The 20,545-nt window shown below is 61.4% G+C and carries 19 protein-coding genes; 11 read left to right on the forward strand and 8 right to left on the reverse strand.

Features of this window, described 5'->3' with window-relative positions; translation table 11 throughout:
- Nucleotides 1–10 precede the first annotated feature (10 nt).
- Genes trbJ through ACFQND_RS24120 form a run of 7 tightly spaced genes read right to left on the reverse strand, consistent with a single transcriptional unit; the run spans nt 11 to nt 7,391 of the window.
- Nucleotides 11–775, reverse strand: coding sequence for a P-type conjugative transfer protein TrbJ (trbJ, locus tag ACFQND_RS24090; protein ID WP_377414828.1), 765 nt, complete (start codon nt 773–775; stop codon nt 11–13).
- Nucleotides 772–3,222 (reverse strand): conjugal transfer protein TrbE, encoded by a 2,451-nt coding sequence (gene trbE, locus ACFQND_RS24095; protein ID WP_377414830.1) that lies wholly within the window; start codon nt 3,220–3,222, stop codon nt 772–774. Before trbE ends, trbJ begins: the two co-directional genes overlap by 4 nt.
- A gap of 22 nt (nt 3,223–3,244) precedes the next feature.
- On the reverse strand, nt 3,245–3,517 hold the full coding sequence (locus ACFQND_RS24100; protein WP_304850780.1) for a VirB3 family type IV secretion system protein: 273 nt from the start codon (nt 3,515–3,517) through the stop codon (nt 3,245–3,247).
- Nucleotides 3,518–3,534: 17 nt separating this feature from the next.
- Entirely contained in the window at nt 3,535–3,867 is a 333-nt protein-coding gene (locus ACFQND_RS24105; RefSeq protein WP_377414833.1) for a TrbC/VirB2 family protein, read from the reverse strand.
- A complete protein-coding gene (gene trbB, locus ACFQND_RS24110) occupies nt 3,864–4,904 on the reverse strand; it encodes a P-type conjugative transfer ATPase TrbB (RefSeq protein ID WP_377414836.1) in 1,041 nt (346 codons plus the stop codon). Before trbB ends, ACFQND_RS24105 begins: the two co-directional genes overlap by 4 nt.
- Nucleotides 4,888–5,364: a CopG family transcriptional regulator gene (locus ACFQND_RS24115; RefSeq protein WP_377414839.1), complete on the reverse strand. Its 477-nt coding sequence runs from the start codon at nt 5,362–5,364 to the stop codon at nt 4,888–4,890. The genes trbB and ACFQND_RS24115 overlap by 17 nt, the downstream gene beginning before the upstream one ends.
- Nucleotides 5,361–7,391 (reverse strand): conjugal transfer protein TraG, encoded by a 2,031-nt coding sequence (locus ACFQND_RS24120; protein WP_377414842.1) that lies wholly within the window; start codon nt 7,389–7,391, stop codon nt 5,361–5,363. Before ACFQND_RS24120 ends, ACFQND_RS24115 begins: the two co-directional genes overlap by 4 nt.
- A 375-nt stretch (nt 7,392–7,766) precedes the next feature.
- Between ACFQND_RS24120 and ACFQND_RS24125 the strand changes: the two genes are divergently transcribed.
- The 11 genes from ACFQND_RS24125 to ACFQND_RS24175 all read left to right on the forward strand — a co-directional run bounded on the left by ACFQND_RS24125 (nt 7,767) and on the right by ACFQND_RS24175 (nt 18,151).
- The gene (locus ACFQND_RS24125) at nt 7,767–8,957 is read left to right on the forward strand and encodes an ABC transporter substrate-binding protein (protein WP_377414845.1); all 1,191 of its coding nucleotides are present in this window, start codon (nt 7,767–7,769) and stop codon (nt 8,955–8,957) included.
- Nucleotides 8,958–9,026: 69 nt separating this feature from the next.
- A complete protein-coding gene (locus ACFQND_RS24130; protein WP_377414848.1) occupies nt 9,027–9,884 on the forward strand; it encodes a branched-chain amino acid ABC transporter permease in 858 nt (285 codons plus the stop codon).
- Between the two features lie 52 nt (nt 9,885–9,936).
- Nucleotides 9,937–10,737: an SDR family NAD(P)-dependent oxidoreductase gene (locus ACFQND_RS24135; protein WP_377414851.1), complete on the forward strand. Its 801-nt coding sequence runs from the start codon at nt 9,937–9,939 to the stop codon at nt 10,735–10,737.
- A 47-nt stretch (nt 10,738–10,784) separates the two neighbouring features.
- On the forward strand, nt 10,785–11,084 hold the full coding sequence (locus ACFQND_RS24140) for an ABC transporter substrate-binding protein (protein WP_377414854.1): 300 nt from the start codon (nt 10,785–10,787) through the stop codon (nt 11,082–11,084).
- Nucleotides 11,081–11,968, forward strand: coding sequence for an ABC transporter substrate-binding protein (locus ACFQND_RS24145; RefSeq protein WP_377414857.1), 888 nt, complete (start codon nt 11,081–11,083; stop codon nt 11,966–11,968). Before ACFQND_RS24140 ends, ACFQND_RS24145 begins: the two co-directional genes overlap by 4 nt.
- Nucleotides 11,969–12,139: 171 nt before the next feature.
- Nucleotides 12,140–13,147 (forward strand): branched-chain amino acid ABC transporter permease, encoded by a 1,008-nt coding sequence (locus ACFQND_RS24150; RefSeq protein ID WP_377414860.1) that lies wholly within the window; start codon nt 12,140–12,142, stop codon nt 13,145–13,147.
- Nucleotides 13,144–13,902: an ABC transporter ATP-binding protein gene (locus ACFQND_RS24155; RefSeq protein ID WP_377414863.1), complete on the forward strand. Its 759-nt coding sequence runs from the start codon at nt 13,144–13,146 to the stop codon at nt 13,900–13,902. Before ACFQND_RS24150 ends, ACFQND_RS24155 begins: the two co-directional genes overlap by 4 nt.
- A complete protein-coding gene (locus tag ACFQND_RS24160) occupies nt 13,899–14,606 on the forward strand; it encodes an ABC transporter ATP-binding protein (RefSeq protein ID WP_377414866.1) in 708 nt (235 codons plus the stop codon). Before ACFQND_RS24155 ends, ACFQND_RS24160 begins: the two co-directional genes overlap by 4 nt.
- On the forward strand, nt 14,603–15,850 hold the full coding sequence (locus ACFQND_RS24165) for a thiolase family protein (RefSeq protein ID WP_377414869.1): 1,248 nt from the start codon (nt 14,603–14,605) through the stop codon (nt 15,848–15,850). The genes ACFQND_RS24160 and ACFQND_RS24165 overlap by 4 nt, the downstream gene beginning before the upstream one ends.
- A 29-nt stretch (nt 15,851–15,879) precedes the next feature.
- The gene (locus tag ACFQND_RS24170; RefSeq protein ID WP_377414872.1) at nt 15,880–17,448 is read left to right on the forward strand and encodes an AMP-binding protein; all 1,569 of its coding nucleotides are present in this window, start codon (nt 15,880–15,882) and stop codon (nt 17,446–17,448) included.
- Nucleotides 17,438–18,151, forward strand: coding sequence for a GntR family transcriptional regulator (locus ACFQND_RS24175; RefSeq protein WP_377414874.1), 714 nt, complete (start codon nt 17,438–17,440; stop codon nt 18,149–18,151). The genes ACFQND_RS24170 and ACFQND_RS24175 overlap by 11 nt, the downstream gene beginning before the upstream one ends.
- Before the next feature lie 114 nt (nt 18,152–18,265).
- On the opposite strand, the gene ACFQND_RS24180 is transcribed toward ACFQND_RS24175, so the two are convergent.
- Nucleotides 18,266–20,227, reverse strand: a complete 1,962-nt coding sequence (locus ACFQND_RS24180; RefSeq protein ID WP_377414877.1) for a DUF3363 domain-containing protein — start codon at nt 20,225–20,227, stop codon at nt 18,266–18,268.
- Nucleotides 20,228–20,545: the final 318 nt, after the last annotated feature.

The raw sequence follows: 20,545 nt of genomic DNA on the forward strand, positions 1-20,545 counted from the left end.
GGCGACCCCCTCAGTTGCTGTAGAAGTTGACCGTGTACGGGGTGTAGGGCGTACCCTCCCCCTGAAACCGCCGCCGCACCTCGCGCGCGCGTTCCTGCACCGCCACCTGCCGCGCCTGCTCCAGCGCGGTGGCCCGGTCCTGCGTGATCTGTAGCTGCTGCGCCTGGATGGTTTGGCGCGACTGCAGGGCCAGCAACTGGTTGGTTGCCTGCATGGCCTGCAAGGCACCGACAGCGGACTGGCTGCGGTTCACCAGGTCCGTCAAGGTTTGTTCGTCGGATGCAAAGTTCTGCACCGCCTGCGACTGCACCTTGGTTGCAGTACGCAGCGCCTCCAGCGAGTTGCGCCAGCGCTGGCGCGCATCCAGCGCCATCTGACTGCCGGACGTGGATGCGGAATAGGCATTCGGGTACAGACGGGTGAATTCCGCTTCCATCTGCGACACGTTGAAGGCCAGGCCCTGCGCCTGCTGGATCAACTGGTTCGTCGCGGCCAACGCCGCACGCAGTTGGGCCAGCGCGCTGAAGTTCAAACCCGTCAGGTTCTTGGCTTGGTTCATCAGCATCAGCGCCTCGTTCTGCAACTGCCGGATCTGGTTGTTGATCTGCTCCAGCGTATGGGCGGCCGTCATGATGTTCTGCACTAGGTTCGTTGGATCGAACACGATGTCGCCGACGCCAAAAAGCGCGTGCGCCGGCGGCGCGATACCAAGGGCGAGCGCGCTGGCGACGGCCAGGGCAGCCATGCGGGGCTTGAGGAAAGATTGGCGGTTCATGGCGATTTCTCCTGCGTGGTTGAGGAAGGGGACGGAAACGACGGAATCAGGTCCGCAGCCCAGTCCAGGCCGCGATGGCGCAGCCAGGCAGCTGCAAAGTCCGCGGGCGGGACGGATGCCGACACCGCATCCATGGCGCGCTGGTCCTCGGGCTTGGCAGCAGCGGCAAACGCCAGCGCCACCGGCCCGAGTCCCAAGTCAAAGACCCGGTTGCCCAGGCGCGACTGGTAGTAGTAATCCCGTTTGGGCTGCGACTGGGCGACGATGTCAATCTGTCGGCTGTTGAGGCCAAAGCCTTCGTAGATGACGCGAATCTGCGGTTCAGTCGCCTGAGGATTTGGCAAGAAAATGCGACTGGCGCAGCTCTCAATAATGGCCGGGGCAATGGCCGACTCCTTGATGTCCGCCAGCGACTGCGTGGCAAAGATCACCGACACATTCTTCTTGCGCAAGGTCTTCAACCACTGGCGGATGCGCGAAGCAAACACCGGATCGTCCAGAAACAACCAGGCTTCGTCCAGAATCAAGAGCGTCGGCGCCCCGTCGAAGCGTTCCTCGAAGCGCGCGAACAGGTAGCCCAGCACGGCCAGCATTGCCGCCTTGCTGTGCATCAGTTCCTCCATCTCGAAACCCTGCACGTCGGCGGAACCCAATCGGTCTGCATCCGCATCCAGCAGCTTGCCGTGCGCGCCACCCAGCACATAGGGCTGCAGGGCCTGGCGCAAGACGTTGGACTGCAGCAGCACCGACAAGCCCGTCATGGTGCGTTGGTTGACCGGCGCGCTGGCCAGGCTGTTCAGGGCCGACCAGACCGCATCCTTCTCGGCCGGACCGACGGCTACGCCTTCGTGAATCAAGCGCCCCGCTATCCATTCGGCAGCCCAGGCGCGGTAACCATCCTGGTCGATGCGCGCCAGCGGCTGAAAGGCGATGGTGTTGTCCGCTTCTCCATCAAAACCCAGGTCATAGTGCTCGCCGCCCACCCCGAGAATGGTGGCCCGTATGGAGCGCCCCATGTCAAAGGCCAGAATGCGCGAACCTGCATAACGACGGAATTGCATAGCCAGGGTAGCCAGCAAGACCGACTTGCCCATACCGATGGGACCCACCACCAGCGTATTGCCCACATCGCCAATGTGCGTGACCAATCGGAACGGGGTTGCACCATCGGTGCGGGTCACGATCAGGGGTGGCCCATCCAGGTGCGCATTGCGCTCCTGCCCGGCCCAGACCGCAGACACCGGCATCATGTGGGCCAGGTTCAAACTCGAAACAATGGGCTGGCGCACGTTGGCATACGCATGTCCCGGAATCGACGACAGCCAGGCATCCACCGCATTCAAGGTCTCGGGGATCGTCACGAAGCCCCGGCTCTGAATGGTTCGCTCCACGGCACGCAACTTCTCGTCAGCGGCCGTGGCATCCGCATCCAGTACCGTCACGGTCGCAGTCACATAGCCGAACGACACCTGGTCGCTCCCCAGTTCCTGCAGGGCAGCATCGGCATCGCTCGCCTTGTTCGAGGCATCGGAATCAACCAATGGGCTTTCGTGCTGGAAGAGGGTCTCGCGCAGTAGTGCGACGATGTTCTTGCGCTTGGAAAACCACTGGCGACGCAGGCGCACCAACTCACGCTCAGCTTCAGCCTTATCCAGGCACAGGAAACGCGTGCTCCAGCGGTAGGCAAAACCCAATCGGTTCAAGTCATCCAGCAGCCCCGGCCAGGTCGAGGTCGGGAAGCCGCGCACCGACAGCACACGCAGGTGCTGATTCCCCAGCATGGGTGCCAGCCCGCCCGTCAGTGGTTCGTCCGCCAACAGCGCATCCAGGTGCATAGGCACCTCGGGTACTGCCACCGGATGCCGGCGCGCGGACACGCAGCCATGCAGGTAGGTCAAGGTCTGGCCGTCGTTCAGCCAGGCAATCTCAGGCATCACCCCTTCGAGCAGGCCAAAGAAGCGTTCGGTCTCCGACACGAAGCCTTCCAGCCGCTCGCGCCAATCCACGCCTTCAACCTTGGTGTTCTCGTACAGCAGTTTGGCGGCACGCGCCTGGGACTCCTCGGGCGGCAGATACAGCAGGGACAGGTGGTAGCGACTCTCGAAGTGACTACCAGCCTCTTCGAAAGCCGCCCGGCGTTCTTCATCCACCAGCCAGGACAGCGGCTCCGGGAAAGAGGACTCGGGATAGTCCGCCGCTTCGCGCCGCTCAGCCTCCACGAACAAGGCCCAGCCAGACCCCAGCCGACGCAAAGCGTTATTGAGTCGCGCAGAGGTCGCGACCAGCTCCCCCAGCGTGGCACTGTCCAGGTCCGGCCCCCGAAACCGGGCCGTGCGCTGGAATGAGCCGTCCTTGTTCAGCACGACCCCCGGTGCCACCAGCCCGGCCCAAGGCAACCAGTCGGCCAGCAAGGCCGGGCGCTTGCGGTATTCGGCGAGGTGCATCATGCGGTGTTCTCCATGGCTTACCTCACACGTCCAGCAGCACGCGGTGCTTGATGTGCCGTGCGAAGACCTGCATGAACTGCGGGTCCAGGCGGGCACCCCAGACCGCCAGCGAGTGGCCGATGATCCACAGCGCGATACCCGGCAGCCAAAGCTGCAGGCCCAGCCCGACCGCAGCAGCCAGCGTGCCGTTGGCAATCGCTACGGTGCGCGGCGCACCACCCAGCAGGATGGGTTCGGTCAGGGACCGGTGCAGCGGAATCTCAAAACCACTGGCAAAACCCGGCGCGTTGGCCATGGTGGTACTGGCAGCGTTCACGCCAGCACCGCTCCACCCGAGAAGCTGAAGAAGGTCAGGAAGAACGAGGATGCGGCAAAGGCGATCGACAGCCCGAACACGATCTGCACCAGCTTGCGAAAACCCCCGCTGCTGTCGCCAAACGCCAGCGTCAGGCCCGTGGTAATGATGATGATCACCGCCACGATGCGCGCCACCGGCCCCTGGACCGATTCGAGGATGGACTGCAATGGTGCTTCCCATGGCATGTTCGAGCCGGCCGCAAAGGCAGGCAAGGTAACGGCCAGTAATAGCGCGCCAATGGCGGCGGCCTGGAGGACTGGTTTTACGTAAATGCGTGAAGTCGTCATGACGGTTCTCCGGTGGTTGGTAAGTTGGTGGCGGGTGAAATGGATGGAAATGCAGGCATCAGATCGGTACTGAGCTGGTAGCCGTGGCTGTCAAAGCCGATGACCCGTGCAATCTCCTGCACGCGCCTATGCCGACCTCGCCCGGCGATGAAGACGATGACGTTGACCGCCTCGGCGATCAGTGCGCGAGGCACCGTGACAGAGACTTCCTGGATCAGTTGCTCCAGGCGAACCAAGGCTCCATGGGCCGAACCAGCGTGCACGGTGGCAATGCCACCGGGATGGCCGGTACCCCAGATCTTGATCAGGTCCAGCGCCTCGCCACCCCGTACTTCGCCGACGATCACCCGGTCGGGACGCAGTCGCAGCGTGGCGCGCACCAGGTCGGCCATGGTGCTGACACCCGGCTCGGTGCGCATGCACACGTGGTCATCGGATCGGCACTGCAACTCCACCGTGTCTTCGAGGATCATGACCCGGTCGCCGGTGTCGGCAATCTCGTCCAGCAGCGCATTGGCCAGCGTGGTCTTGCCGGTACTGGTGCCACCACATACGACGATGTTGAGCCGCTCGCGCACGGCGGCACGAAGAAACCCGGCTTGCGCCTCGGTCAGGATGCCATCGGCCACGTAGTGGTTCAGCGTCATGATGCGCAGCGCCCGCTTGCGGATGGCAAACGAGGGCGCACGCACCACCGGTGGCAGAACACCCAGGAAACGCTCCCCGGTCTCGGGCAGCTCGGCCGACAGAATGGGCGCCCCGGCATTCACCTCGGCCCGCACGTGCGCCGCCACTAGGCGGATGATCCGCTCTGCCACCGCTGGTGGTAGCGTCGTTCCGGTCGGGGCACGGCCAGAGCCCAGTCGGTCCAGCCACAGGGTACCGTCCGGGTTCAACAGCACTTCCACGACTTCCGGGTCTTCCAGTGCCGCAGCAATCTCCGGCCCCATGGCCGTGCGCAGCATCCGTATGCGGCGCTCCAGGGAGACGGCGGCGCTGCCACCGCCCTCTCCGTCCTTATCAGGCTTGCGAATCATTGCTTATCTCCCCTTCCTTGTGTTCTGGTGTAGTGGCCTGCGAAGTCCCGTCATCTGGAGTGACCTCTTCATGGACTTCGCGGACCAGGCTTCGCCCGCGCTGAATGTGGCGTGCGAGTTGTTCGACAAACTGGGCGTAGCGGGCACGGCCCTGCGCACGGGCGGCGTCCTGCTGGCCGTCGGGCACGGGTAGCGAGACCGTCAAAAAATAGCGGATGTAAAGCGCTACTGTTTCGATCAGGATGCTTTGGTCCCGCTCCAGCCGGTCAAACTGGCGCGAGAGACGGTCCAGCCGCTTGCCCATGGCCGCCTCGCGCTGGTCGGCTGCATCGGGTGAAAGGAACGACGCCAGCGCCGCCGCAATCACTGCCGACTTCGACACGCCCTTGTTCACGGCGAGCTGGTCCAGCCGCTTCGCGTGATCGGGCTCAATGAAAATATTGAGACGGGTCCGGCTCATAGTGCAATCCCGTCATCCGGGTCCAGTGCTGCGAGTCGCGCAGTGCGCTGCATTCTCTGGTCTGTATCCCCTATATCCCGCTCATCCCGCCTCTCCCGCTTCAGGCTGTGCGGCTGCAGTGGCATGTCGTCCTCGTCATCGAACACCAGCAGGTCGTCGACGTCCACTAAGGGCTGGGCATCCAACGCAAGGTCCAACTCCGGCTTGAGCTGATGGCCTCCCTCGTCGGCAAAGCCACCTGACGGGTTTGCGGTCAAGGCCTCCGACATGGCAGGAATCGCCAATCCACTCCAGTCGTCTGACCGCGGGGTAGGTTTGTCTGCATACCCGTCCAGCGCCAGCACCGGCGGCGCCAGCATCCGCCCCATGAAATTCCGGTCCTGGTAGTAGCGCAGTTTGGCGGCCTTGATCGGTGGATGGCCCGACACCATCACGACTTCTTCATCGGGTGGCAACTGCATCACCTCGCCCGGTGTCAACAGGGGGCGCGCGGTTTCCTGCCGCGAGACCATCAAGTGCCCCAGCCACGGCGCCAGCCGGTGACCTGCATAGTTGCGCTGCGCCCGAAGCTCGGTGGCAGTGCCCAGCGCTTCGGAGATCCGCTTGGCGGTGCGTTCATCATTGGTCGCGAACGCAATGCGCACATGGCAGTTGTCCAGGATCGAATGGTTCTGGCCGTAGGCCTTGTCGATCTGGTTCAAGGATTGCGCAATCAGGAAGGCTCGCAGACCGTAGCCGGCCATGAAGGCCAGAGCCGACTCAAAGAAGTCCAGACGCCCCAAGGCCGGGAACTCATCGAGCATCAACAGCAGCTTGTGCTTCCGGGCAATGCCGTCCGAGCCGTCCAGCGATTCGGTCAGTCGTCGGCCAATCTGGTTCAGGATCAATCGAATCAACGGCTTTGTGCGACTGATGTCCGACGGCGGCACCACCAGGTACAGCGATACCGGGTGCACGGCAGAAATCAGGTCGGCGATGCGCCAGTCGCAGCGCGAGGTGACTTCAGCCACCGTAGGGTCGCGGTACAGGCCCAGAAAGCTCATGGCAGTTGAGAGAACGCCGGAACGCTCGTTGTCACTCTTGTTAAGCACTTCGCGGGCGGCTGAAGCGACGACAGGATGGGTAACGTCGCCCAGGTGCCGTGTCGTCATCATCCGATGCAGCGTGATCTCGAATGGATTGGCTGGGTCGGACAGGAAGTTGGCGACGCCGCGCAGGGTTTTATCGTCACCGGCGTAGAGCACATGGAGGATGGCACCGACCAGCAGGGCATACGAAGTCTTCTCCCAGTGGTTGCGCCGCTCCAGCGCGCCTTCGGGGTCCACCAGGATGTCAGCAATGTTCTGCACGTCGCGCACCTCGTGCATGCCGCGCCGGACTTCGAGCAGCGGGTTGTATGCGGCTGAGCGCGCATCGGTGGGGTTGAACAGCAGACAGTGCGAGAAACGTGAGCGCCATCCTGCCGTCAGGGCCCAGTTCTCACCCTTGATGTCGTGGACGACGGCGGAGCCGGGCCAGGACAGCAGCGTCGGCACAACCAGGCCGACGCCTTTGCCAGAGCGAGTGGGTGCGAAGGCCATCACGTGTTCCGGGCCTTCGTGGCGCAGGTAGTCGCCCTCTTTGGTCCGCAGCCGACCGAGGAACACGCCAGCCGGTTGCGTCAGGCCCGCCGCACGAACCTCTTCAGGATCTGCCCATCGTGCTGAACCGTAGGTCGTGACGCGCTTTGCAAGGCGTGACCGCCAGACTGCCATTGCAATGGCAGCCCCCGTGGCGAGCAATCCGCTCGATGCCGCGATGATGCCGCCACGCAAGAAGACATCGGGCGCATAGGCATCGAAGAAGTACCACCACTCGAACAGACTCCATGGGTGATAGATCGGGGTGCCGAACAGGTCGAACCACGGCAGTCCGAGCCGCGACTGGTAACCCAGTACTGCCGCTATCCATTGGGTTGCGGTCCACACGCCGCATAGCGGGACGCCCAGCACTACCATGATTTGCCCAAAGAGGATACCGGTCGGCATTTACCACCTCATTCACATCTTCACTCGCACCTGTTCACATGCCACAGCGGCATCGTCGCCCGAGTTTGGAATCAAGTCGCATCACTTCACACTCATTGAGGCGTAGCCCAGCGAACGCCAGCGGGAATACTGAACCAAAGATTGAAGACATACGTACCTTCCGGAGCCGCAAGGGGCCGCAGCAAATCACGTGTTCGTGAAGTACGGGTGTCGACAGCCACCCTAAATCAAAAGGGGGTGACCTCAGACTTTTTCACATTCACAGTCCCATTCCGTCATTTTGAAAACCGTCTACGTATAAACCCCAGTAACATATTTAAAATTTACTCGTAACATATCACAACGTTATCGTAACGTATCAACAATAGGAGACATATGAAACATTCAGCTATTCAACGAAAGGTTTTTGTCGGCCTTGCGGCGCTCGGCTTGTGCATTGCGCACACGAGCAGCTTGGCAGAACCCACCGTATTCAAGATCGGCGGTGTGGTGTCTCTTTCGGGGACCTATGGCATCTTCGGCGAGGATATGCGTAAGGGTGTGGAAGTTGCCATTGAGCAGCGTGGCGGCAAGGTGCTGGGCAAGCCTATTCAAGTGATCTGGGAGGATGACGAGACCAAACCTCAGCCAGCCGTGCAAAAGACCACTCGACTCATCTCAGACGATGTGCAAATGATCTTCGGCGCAGTCAGTTCAGCCTCCACCATCGCAATGATGAATATCACCAAACAACGCAAGGTGCCACACTTGGTAACCATGTCGGCAGACGACAAGATCACTTTGCCTGGCGGCTCGCGTTACACATTCCGGACCTCCAACACGCTAGGCATGGAGCAGCGCATGGCGCTATCCTTTACCAAGGACAAAAAGCTCAAGCGAATCTATGGGGTGACGGCCGACTACCAAGCCACGCGTGATAGCTGGGAGTGGTACCGCAAGGAGGCCGAAAAAGCCGGCGTTGAAATCGTCGGTGACGATTTTCCACCGCTGGGTAACCGCGATTTCTCATCCATCGTGGACAAAATCGCGCGCTCCAATGCAGACGGTGTGGCTTTGTTCATGACAGGCTCGGACGTCATCACATTGACCAAGCAAGCAGGACAGGTGAACCTGGGTGCTACGCGCGCTATCTTTGGCCCGGTAATCGCCGACGAATCCATGGCGGCAGCCGTGGGACCCACCTCCATTGGAGTGCAGTCGGGCGTCCGTTACCACTTCTCAACGGACAACCCGGTCAATAAGGCCTTTGTTCAGGTCTACCGGGAGAAATACAACGAATTTCCTTCCAGTGCGGCAGGCGAGGCCTTTGACGGCATGTCGTGGTGGCTCGACGTGGTGGACAAGACCGGCTCCTGGGATAAAGAAAAGTGGATCACCGCGTTTGAGAATAGCGTACGCGAAAACTCTGTGGAAGGCCGCAAGACCATGCGAGCCTGCGACCATCAGGCTATGCAAGACGGCCTGTGGGGTGTGGTGGCGCGCGGAAAACCACCGCAGCCGGCCTATGTGATGAACATCGTCAAGGTGTTTCCGCCAAACGAGATGTTCGAGGCCTGCCAGCGCTGAACGCCACCGCGCGGGCTCCAATGGGAGCCCGCGCATTCCAGGCCCTTCGTTCTTCACAAAATACCGCCCATGTCCTCACTCATCATCGGTCTTAGCTTGGGAATGCTGTTGTTCCTGCTGGCATCTGGTCTCACGCTTATCTTCGGTATGTTAGGCGTCATCAACTTCGCCCACGGTGCTCTGTACATGCTGGGCGCGTACCTTGCATTCGACATCGGCCGGCGTACCGGCTCGTTCACAGCCGGCGTGGTGTTGGCAACGCTGCTGACGGGCGCCGCTGGTGCGCTGATAGAGCGCTTGGCGCTACGGCCAATTTACCAGCGCCCGCATTTCTATCAGCTCATTCTGACTTTCGGTTTCATTCTGGTTATTAGCGAACTAGTCAAGTTTACCTGGGGCCTCGGCTATCAGGAAGTCTCCATACCTCTTGCGCTGTCCGGCACGCTACAAATCTCCGGCAGCACTGTTCCCGTATACCGTTTGTTCGTGATCGCCCTGGGTTCGATAGTGTGCACAGGACTCTTCCTGTTGCTTGAGCGCAGCACCTTTGGCATGCTAGTGCGCGCCGCCAGCAGCGACGATGAGATGGTGCGTCTACTTGGCCTCCCGGCCTCAGCCGTGCGAACCGCCGTATTCGCGCTGGGCGCTGCACTGGCCGGTCTGGCTGGAGCCATAGCCGCGCCGCTGTTCCCGGTGGAGCTGGGCATGGCCACTAACACGATCATTGACTGCTTCATCGTGGTCATCCTTGGCGGCCTGGGCAATATCCGCGGTGCGGTGGCGGCGTCACTCCTGATCGGTATGGTACGCGCACTGGGCTACACCTTCGCGCCGAGCTGGGTGGACGTGATGACATTCACATTGCTAATCGCCACGCTGCTGACTCGCCCGCAGGGGCTGTTTTCCCGACCTGTGAGGGCCGCATGAAGCATGCGGCTGTGGACTGACTTAACTTAACTTAATACAAGGAAATAAACAGATGGGCGAACGTCTTAAAGGCAAGGTGGCCTTGATAACAGGCTGTGGTTCGAGCGGCCCAGGCTGGGGCAATGGCAAGGCGATGTCGGTACTTTTTGCCCGCGAGGGCGCGAGTGTCTTCGGCTGTGACATCCAGCAGGCTTCGGCAGAAGAGACGCGGGACCTCGCAACCAGTGAAGGCGCTGACATGGCGGTCATGCAATGTGATGTTGCTGACGACACCCAGGTCGCCGCAGTCGTGTCGGAATGCGTTGCCCGCTATGGCCGCATCGACGTTTTGGTAAACAACGTGGGCATCGCGAATCTCGGCGGTGTAGTCGACTGTCCGCTTGAGGATTGGCAAAAGGCCTGGGCGGTGAACGTCACCTCCATGTTCCTGATGTGCAAGTATGTCGTTCCACATATGCTGCATCAGGGCAGCGGCAGCATTGTCAATATCGGATCGGTCGCAGGTATCCGCGACAGCGGCGTGGCTTATGTGTCCTACAGCACGACCAAGGCTGCGACATTGGGGCTGTCGCGCAGCGTTGCGCTTCAGTATGCGGCGCAGAACATCCGCTCAAACGTGATCCTGCCCGGACTGATGCATACGCCAATGGTCGCCGAGCATCTGAAGGCAGGTTACGGCGTCGGCAGCAAGGAGGCAATGCTGGATAAGCGCAGCAAGCAATGTCCAATGGGCCGTATGGGTGACGCATGGGACGTGGCGCATGCGGCGCTCTGGCTTGCCAGCGATGACTCCAAATACGTCTCAGCCGCGGAAATCGTTGTAGATGGTGGCTTGACGGCGAAGTTTGCGTGAAGCGCGCCGTGTCCAGTATCGAAGCATCGACAACAAAGGAGACCTTCATGAACGACTCAAAATCCTGCCTGCAACGCAATGTAGTTGCCGTACTTGCCTTGAGTGCATGTCTGTCCGGCATGGCCCGCGCCGAGCCTGACCAATTTAAAATCGGCGGCGTGGTGTCGCTGTCGGGTACCTACGGCATCTACGGGGTTGATATGCAAAAGGGTGTGACCCTCGCCATCGAACAGCGTGGTGGCAAGGTGCTCGGCAAGCCCATCGAGGTGCTCTGGGAGGACGACGAAACTAAGCCCCAGCCAGCGGTGCAGAAAACCGCCAAGCTTATTGGGGGGGCGTGGACATGATCTTCGGCGCCGTCAGCTCCACCTCGTCGCTGGCGATTATGAACCTGGCCAAGCAGCGCAAGGTCCCGCATTTGGTCACGACATCGGCCGACGACAAAATCACCCAGCCCAATGGCTCGCGCTATACCTTCCGCACCGGGAACAACTTCGGCCTGGAAACGCGCATGGCTTTCAACTTCACCAAGGCACGAAAACTCACCCGCGTCTATGGAGTCATCGCCGACTACGGTGCAACGCGCGACGGCTGGGAGTGGTACCGGCGCGAAGCGGAAAAATCGGGCGTAAAAATCGTCGGCGCAGATTTCGCCCCACTCGGCAATCGCGACTACGCCAGCATCATTAACAACATTGCCAACTCGGATGCCGATGGTGTGGCCATTTTCACCTCCGGTTCGGACTCGGTCACGCTGCTCAAGCAGGCAGCCACCGTGAATCTGGGCCGCAACCGTGTTGTCTTCGGCCCGGGGCTGATAGACGACGCTCTGGCTACGGCAGTGGGACCGGGCGTCGTCGGCGTTTACTCCGGCGTGCGCTCGCACTTCTCGCTGGACAACGCGGCGAACAAGAGTTTCGTCGAAGCCTTTCGCAAGAAGTTCAATGAATATCCTTCCAGCGCAGCGGGCGAGGCATTCGATGGAATGACCTGGTGGCTCGACGTGGTCGAAAAAACAGGGGTATGGGACAAAGAAAAGTGGATCGATGCATTCGCGGCGAGCACACGCGATTATTCAATCAGCGGCAAGAAAGTGATGGGTGCCTGCGACCACCATTCGAGCCATTCCGGATTGTGGGGTGTGGCAGTAAAAGGTACCACGCCGCAGCCACTCTACATGATGAAGATCATCGACGTCTTTCCGCCTGATAGCCCCCATTCACCTTGTTAGTGAACCGTCGCCATGAGCGGCCACTGATTTCATCCCTCGTTTCTACAGGCACTATTGGAGATCTCCCATGTGTAATAAGCTCATCGATTTCATTTCGAGGATGGTCTGGCACGCGAGCGCACTCAATTGCATGCATACCATCCACAGCCCCCGCCACCATGTGAGGGCCGCATGAATCATTCTCGCTTCGATCGCTGGGTCGGCGCGCTGGTATGCGCGCTGATCGTGGTACTGCCGCTGGTTACGCACGACGACTTCCTGCTCAACCTGGCCACGCTGGTGATGATCTGGTCCATCTTCGCTGTGGGCTTCGACTTGGTGTTCGGCGCCCTCGGCATGGTGTCGTTCGGGCATGCGAGTTTCCTGGGCATTGGCGGCTATGCGCTAGCCATTGCCACTCAGCGTCTTGGCCTGCCGTTTTCGGCCGCGATTTTATCGGCAATAGTGCTGGGGGCAGCAAGCGCCTGGCTCATCAGCTTCTTCGCGCTTCGTGTCTCGGGTATCTTCTTCGCGCTGGTCACACTGGCGCTGTCGCAGTTGCTCTACATCTTGGCCGATAGCAAGCTGCGCTCCTTCACCGGCGGCGCCGACGGCTTGCCGGGCGTGGACCGCCCGTCCTTGGCAGGCATTGACTTCTTCAATTCGCTGAACTTCTACGGCTATGTGGCCGCGATCTTCCTTCTGGTGCTACTGGGTGTGGCAGTATTGCGGGCCTCTCCTTTTGGACGCGTGGTGTCTGGCATCCAGCAGAACGAAATCCGTTGTGAGCAGCTCGGCTACGACGTGCAGCGTGTGCGCCAGATCACCTTCGTGGTCTCGGGCGGCATCAGTGGGCTGGCCGGCGCACTGCTGGCCTCGCTGCTGATGTATGTAAATCCGCAGATGCTGCACTGGACGACCTCGGGCGATGTAATCATTATGACTCTGCTCGGCGGCGCTGGCACGCTGTGGGGCCCGGTGGCCGGTGTGCTGCTGTTCGAGGTGCTCAAGGAGTGGCTAAGCGGCAAGACGCAGTATTGGTACGGCATCCTAGGCTTGATTTTCATCCTGGCTACGATCTACTGCCCGCGCGGTGTGCTAGGCGAAATCCAGCATCGACTTCGCATGGTTCGGCCCTGTAGAGCAAAGCCCATCGTGCAAGTAGCGCACGCCATTCCACCCCAGGAGCGTAAGGCATGAGTAACATCGCATTGTGTTGCGCAGACGTGGGCGTGCAGTTCGGCGCGCTCAAGGCTGTCGACGGCGTGAGCTACAACTTCCACCGCGGTGGCGTGTACGGTCTAATCGGTCCTAACGGTGCGGGCAAAACAACTCTTCTCAACGTGCTGGCCGGGCGCCTGATGCGTCACAGCGGGAGCATCGTCTGCGAAGGCGTGGACATCACCAGCATGTCGCCACACCAGCGTGCGCGTTGCGGCATCGGGCGCAGCTTCCAGATCACCAAGATCTTTCCTGACATGACCGTGCTGGAAAACCTGCGCATTGCCGCGCAAATCGGCCATGGACGCTTTCTGCCGTTCTGGCTTGCGCCGCGCTACGACCGCCGGTTGGCCCAGGGCATCGACGCCATGCTCGACCTCACGGGCCTGACCGCGCACCGAGACACCGTGGCCGGCACGCTGTCATACGGCCTGCAACGCGCCCTGGAACTCGGCGTCACCCTGATGCCCGGCCCGCGCATCCTGTTGCTTGACGAGCCGCTCGCCGGCGTGGGCCACCACGAGATCGAAAGCTCGACAAACCTCATCGAGGTCGCCTCAGTGGGCCGCACCGTGCTGCTGATTGAACACAATATGGATGTGGTGATGCGCCTGTCGCAGCGCATCGTGGTTATGGCCGCGGGCCGCGTGATCGCCGATGGAACGCCTGCGGATATTCGCGACAACGCCCTGGTGCGCTCTGTGTATTTGGGCGATGAAGAGGTGGAGGCATGATCGCGCTTGAACAGGCCAGCGTGCAGTATGGCCATGCGCTGGCGCTGAGTGAAGTGACGCTGCACGCAGGCACTGATGAGATCGTCGCCATCGTGGGCCGCAACGGTGCGGGAAAATCGACCCTGTTGAAGACCTTGGCCGGCCTGCTGCCTCTGATGCACGGGCGGCGCATGATCGACGGGCAGGATGCCTCGCGCGATTCCGTGGAGCGCATTAGCCGTTTGGGCGTGGCTCTGGTGCCCGACACGCGCCGCATCTTCCCCAACCTCTCGGTGCAGGAGAACCTGCGCATCGGCGCGCTGGCACACCGGCCCGGCTACTGGACCATGCCGCGCGTGCTGGAGATCTTCCCGCGCCTGCAAGAACGGATCGCCTTCGGTGGAGACCAGCTTTCGGGCGGGGAACAGCAGATGCTGGCAATCGCGCGCGCCCTGCTAGGTAACCCGCGCGTGTTGTTGCTTGACGAGCCCACCGAAGGCCTGGCGCCAGTCATCGTCGGCCAACTGATTGGCGTCTTTGCCGAAGTGCACCGACAGGGCACCGGCATCGTGCTGGTCGAACAAAACCTCAGGGTGCCCATGCGCCTGGCACAGCGCCAGTACGTGCTGGACCACGGCAGCGTCGCCTGGTCGGGCAGCACTGAAGAACTTCTCGCCCAGCGCGAGCAGGTCGAATCCATCATCACATTAGGAGCAGCAGCATGAGCCATCAAAACATCCATATCGCCGGCGTTGGCATAACCCGGTTTGACAAGCAGCCGGATAAAAGCGTCAAGGACCTGGTCCGCGAGGCCGTCACCGAGGCCCTGCAAGATGCTGGCTGCGAGGCGCACGATCTGCAGGCCGCCTACTTCGCCACCGCCGGCCAGGGTGCCATCGAAGGCCAGCACATGGTGGCTGGTGAAATCGCACTCAAGGCCATAGGCATAACGGGCATTCCGGTGACCAACGTGGAGAACGCTTGCGCCAGCTCCAGCACGGCGCTCAACGCGGCGCAATGGTACGTGGCTGCAGGCGGCGGCGATATCTGCCTCGTGGTGGGCGTGGACAAACTGTTTTCGGCGGACAAAGAAAAGAGCTTTGCAGTGTTCGATGGCGCTTGGGACGTGCATACCGCGAAGGAGCAGGCCCAGGCTCTGCGTGAACTCGCACCGGGCGTGCGACCGCCCGCCGACTATGTGGAGCCGGGACGGCGCAGCGTGTTCATGGACATCTATGCCAGCCTAGCGCGCCTGCACATGCAGACCTTCGGCACCACGCAACGGCAGATCGCCGCCGTGGCAGCCAAGAACCATGTGCATTCCACGCGCAACCCCAAGGCCCAGTTCCAGTACCCGCTGACCGTCGACGAGGTGCTGGCGGCTCGCGCCGTTTCGTGGCCATTGACGCTGCCAATGTGCGCACCTATCGGCGACGGTGCTTCCGCCGCCATCGTCTGCAACGAAGCGGGCCTGAACCGTCTGCGACACTTGCGACGTGAGCGCGCGATACGCGTCTACGCCAGCGTGCTTCGCACCGCCACAGAACGCCAGGTCGACCGTTATGACCAACACCTGTGCCACTTAGCCGCACTCGAAGCCTATGAGAAAGCCGGTGTCGGGCCGCAGGATATGTCGCTGGCTGAAGTCCACGACGCCACGGCCTTCGCCGAGATCCAGCAAACCGAGGCTCTGGGCTTCTGTGCCTTCGGCGAGGGTGGCCCGATGGCCGAGGCCGGCGTCACCACACTCGGCGGCCGTATTCCGATTAACGTCAACGGAGGCTTGCTCTCGCGCGGGCACCCGATCGGCGCGACTGGACTGGCGCAGGTGCATGAAATGGTCACGCAACTGCGCGGCGAAGCTGGCGCGCGGCAGGTTGAGGGCGCGCGCTTCGCCATTGCCGAGAACGGGGGCGGCTTCAACGGCGTTGAGGAAGCAGTGACCTGCATCACGATCTTGGGCCGCTGAGCCCCAAAGAACACCACAGGAAAAACTCCATGCATTTGAGTCGACTATTCCAACGCAGCGTGCACATGTTCGGAGACCGGCCCGCGCTGGCGCTAGGATCCGCCGCCGCCCTCAGCTACGCCGAACTGGACCTGCGTGTGCGCGCCCTTGCGCGCTGGCTGCGCGAAGACCTGAAGCTTGAGCCAGGAGACCGCGTGACACTGGCCATGAAGAACTGCACCGAGTACGCTGAGGCGCTGCTCGCCATCTGGCACGCACGGCTGTGCGCGGTGCCGGTCAACAACAAGCTGCATCCGATCGAGATCGCCTACGTGCTTGAAAACTCCGGCTCGCGTGTATGCCTGTCGCATGGTGAACTGCACGAGTCCTTGTGTGCCACGGTCAAATTGATTCCAGGACTGCAGCTCGTGGACGTATGCGGCGAGTCCTGGCGTAGCGCACTTGCCGGCCCCGCGATGGCGGTCGATCCTGTGCGTGACGGCGACGACGAAGTGGCCTGGCTTTTCTACACCAGCGGGACTACGGGGCGGCCCAAGGGTGTCATGCTCAGCCATGCTAATCTGGCAATGATGGCGCTGAATTTCTCCGCCGACGTACTGGCGATTGACGAGGACGATGTGCTGCTGCATGTTGCGCCGATGTCACACGGCGGCGGTATTTACAGCATTCCCTATTTCCTGCGCGGCGGCTTGCAGGTAGTGGCACCGAGCGGAGGTCTTGACGAACCCGAACTATTCGGCCTGCTGAACCACTACCGGCGCGCAAGTCTCTTCGCTGCACCGACCATCGTGGGGCGCATGGTGCAGCATGCCAAAACGCTGCAGCTCGCGGCCAGAAATGAATGCTGCCCTGGCCTGCGCTGCATCCTCACTGGAGGCGCGCCCTTCTACGTGGAGGACATCAAGGCCGCCGTCGCCTGCTTCGGCCCTCGCATCGCGCAGGTGTATGGTCAAGGCGAGACGCCAATGACTATCAGCGCAATTGGTGCGGACCACATAGCCGCTGCGGTCACAACCGGCGACGACGAAATGCTGGCCTCGGTGGGCTACCCGCAGACGACGGTAGATATCGACATCCTCGACGGAGACGGTCAACCCGTCCCTCCGGGCGCCACGGGTGAAGTCACCGTACGTAGCCCGACCGTGATGCTCGGATACTGGGACAACCCCAAAGCCACCGCCCAGACGTTGCCCAACGGCGCCTTGCGCACCGGCGACGTGGGTCTGGTGGACGCGCGGGGCCTACTGCACCTCAAGGACCGGTCCAAGGACGTGATCATTAGCGGGGGCACCAACATCTACCCACGCGAGGTCGAAGAGGTACTGCTGCGCCACCTCGCGGTGGAAGAGGTGTCGGTGATCGGCGTGCCGGACACCGAGTGGGGCGAATCGGTCACCGCTTTCGTGGTCCGACATGCGGACGCGTCGGTAGACGAGGCGGCGCTCAATGCGCTGTGCATCGCCAGCATCGCTCGTTTCAAGCGGCCGAAACACTATGTATTCGTACCGCAGCTGCCCAAAAATCCAACTGGAAAAGTGTTAAAAGATGTACTTCGCGAAACTTTCGCCGCCATCGCCCTGCCCACCCATGCCCAATGAAGAATCCGACACCCTGTTCGCCCGAACGACGGTTACTCAGAACGAGAAAGCCTACTGCGCGCTGGAGGAGTTGATTGTTATTGGCGGCCTGCCGCCGGGCAGTCAATGGTCTGAAATCGCGCTGGCCGAAACCATCGGTCTGGGGCGCACGCCCACGCGCGAGGCTCTGCAGAAGCTGGCGTACCAAGGTCTGGTACGTATTGCGCCACGCCAGGGCGTCTTCATTTCCGATGTTGATTACCAGGGGCAGCTTAAGGTCATTCAGGCGCGGCGTGAGATCGAACGGCTGATCGTCGCGCAAGCCGCGCAGTGGGCCAATGCAAAGGAACTGGCGTCACTCCAGCAGATTGCACGAGAGCTTGAAAACTTGAAGAAGTCGAAGGACATGCGCATGTATATGCGCCTGCATTTCGCATTGACGCGTGTTCTTGGCGAAGCCTCTCGCAACAGTTATGCTGCCGAGTTTTATTCGAAGCTGCAGACCTTGGCACGCCGCTTCCTGTATTTTCATCCAACCCGTCACAATGTTGAACAGATTTGCGACCTCCATATCCGGCAGGTGGAGGCGGTTATAGCGAGAGACATCAAGGGCGCAGTTGACACCGCAGTGGCGCGAAACGACTACGCTGAGACTTTCGCCCGAGACATCCTAATGGAAATGATCGCTACTTCGGCCGTCACTATTCGTCTGGCCGATACTTGAACTTCTGTAGGGTTTGATATCGTCATGTCAGGCTCGCATGGAACTCCGCAGCGGTCCCAGTATCTCCGATGACAACGCTGAACTGTGGAATGCTGCGAAAGTGTTGCACCATACTCATATTGCGAGCCCCCGTTGCCGCGCTAGCTGCCAAGTCACCGACTGACCACGCACGATAGCCGACGCTTGCTGTCCCAGTCGCGGCTCCACCACTGGCCGCCACGGCACCAGACTGAATCCCACGCCGTCATCTAACATCGCGAAGCGCCCGCTGGCAAGCTGAACAGAACGGCGGAAAACGCCATTTATGCGCGCGCCATCGCGCAACGGACGATGAATTAGCCCGGCCTCCTTCTGAATCACCTTGCCCACCTCGGTCAGCTCCCGGTCTCGCAGGGTGGAAAGCAGGTTGCGCGCCAAAAACACATGCGAACCGCGCCTCTCGGCCAAGCCCTGCTCGACCAGAAAACCCATTCGGTCCTGCAAGGCATCGTGCACCTGAGCACCAAAGCCCTTTGGCGGCAGATCTCTGGCCTCCCCCACCATTTGATGGTCCAGCCACGTCGCGCCCTGGGCGCGCACTTGCTGTTCAATCGATAGGTGCGAGCGCAACTCAATGGTGACTCCTGCAGTCTTCTGCGCATCATGTGCCTGTGCTCGCGACAAGAAGTCAGGCGGTACGTGCCAAACGCCATCAGTCACCCGCTCCACGATGCCAGCCCGGCGCAGTGCTTCGAGCCGACGCACGTGAACATCGACCGCAGTTTGTGGGTCTGTTGCACCTTCCTGTCGAAGCTGCACAAGATGGTCAGCGCTACGGTACAGACCTTCGCGCACAACACCTGCAATGTTGCGGTCCACTGCTCGTTCTCCTCCAGCGGCCTTCACTTCCACAATGCCTCCCACCGGCAGTGCGGTCAGGTCAGCGCTGACCGGCAAGCGGACGTAGTGCGCACGGCCATCAATGCCATCCACCACCAAATAGCCCCGGTCATTCAGTTCGTCGGCCAGGCCCTTGGCCGCTATACGGCCGATGACAGGGGTTGCCAGTTCCGTTTCCAACACCAACTCCCGCTGCTGCCCCTTCAAAGCTTTTTGCATAGCGCGCAGGATGTCGCCGCGCTCGCCCATGCCGATCAACGTCTGTTCCATGTTTGGGGGCAATTTCCAGCGATTCGCGTTGATTCGCTCGGCCAGCTCCATCGTCTCAAGTCGCTGCAGCCGGGCACGGAGAAGGGTCTGGCGCTGTCGGTCCTTGGGTTCCTGCGTCAGGTCCACAACATCCACGGAGGCCTGCCGCAACAGCGCCCGGTCCAGGCTCGTCAGCCGCTCCTGCTCTACCTCCCGCAACAAACCCTGCCGGATCTCCAGCTCGGTACGCGGCCCCAGCCATTCGGTCGCCAGCTCGCTGGCACGCATGCGCATGCCGTGCGCCATGTAGTCCGGTGCAATCACCAGGTCCTGACCCTTTCCTTTACCCTCCCCTGCCCGCCCACGCAACACGATATGGGTATGCGGGTTGTCGGTATCCCAGTGGTCAACGGCCACCCAGTCCAGCCGGGTTTCCAGGTCGGTGGCCATGCGCTGCATGAACTCGCGCGTGTAACCGCGAAGGTCTTCCAGTTCCCCGGCATCCTCCACCGAAACGATGAAGCGGAACTGGTGCCGGTCGCCCTTACCGCGTTCCTCGAAGGCCTTGAGGTCGACCGTGTCGGTCTCAGATCCATAGGCCTGGCCGGGTTGCCCGTCGCGTGTCACGCCATCGCGTTCGATGTAGCGCAGATGCGTTGAAACAGATTTGGCCCCTGCCTTCTTCAGCACGACATAGCGGGACTTGATCACCACGCGCCGGGTAGTCACCGTCAGCGTTTGGCCCGCCCTGCCCGCTGCGACGCGCCCTCGTCCGAAAGTCGATGCAGGCCGCGCACCACGCACGCCGGAAGCAATCGCCCCCGCCTTGGAAACCTGCTTCAGCACCTGCGATACAAATCGCTGCGAACGCTGTCCGTTACCTGCACCGGCACCGCCTTTGGGTGCTCCTGGTTTGACCTTGAAACGGTCATCGTCACGAGATGCCACGGCACAAGCTCCAGCGTAATGCAGCGAATCGCATCCAAAGCGGCACGCCGCCAACCCTGATGCTCTGCGGGTTTGCGTTCTTTGGCGACACACAGGCTGCAAGCCGCCGTGCCGCGCCCAACCCACGTGCAGACTGGCTTAGCGGCTCGGCACGTGCCGGCCCTTTTATCTTGCCCTCTGTCTTCCCCGGTCCCCAAGGTGCCCAGCTCAGACGCCGCGCCAACCGCACACGGGGTGCGCCGAATAGCCCAATGGGCGGCGCCAACGCAACGATCACTGCACGCTGGCGACAAAACATCCGCACCATGGACAACACCA

The organism is Polaromonas aquatica (assembly GCF_042659145.1).
GTDB lineage: Bacteria > Pseudomonadota > Gammaproteobacteria > Burkholderiales > Burkholderiaceae_C > Polaromonas > Polaromonas aquatica.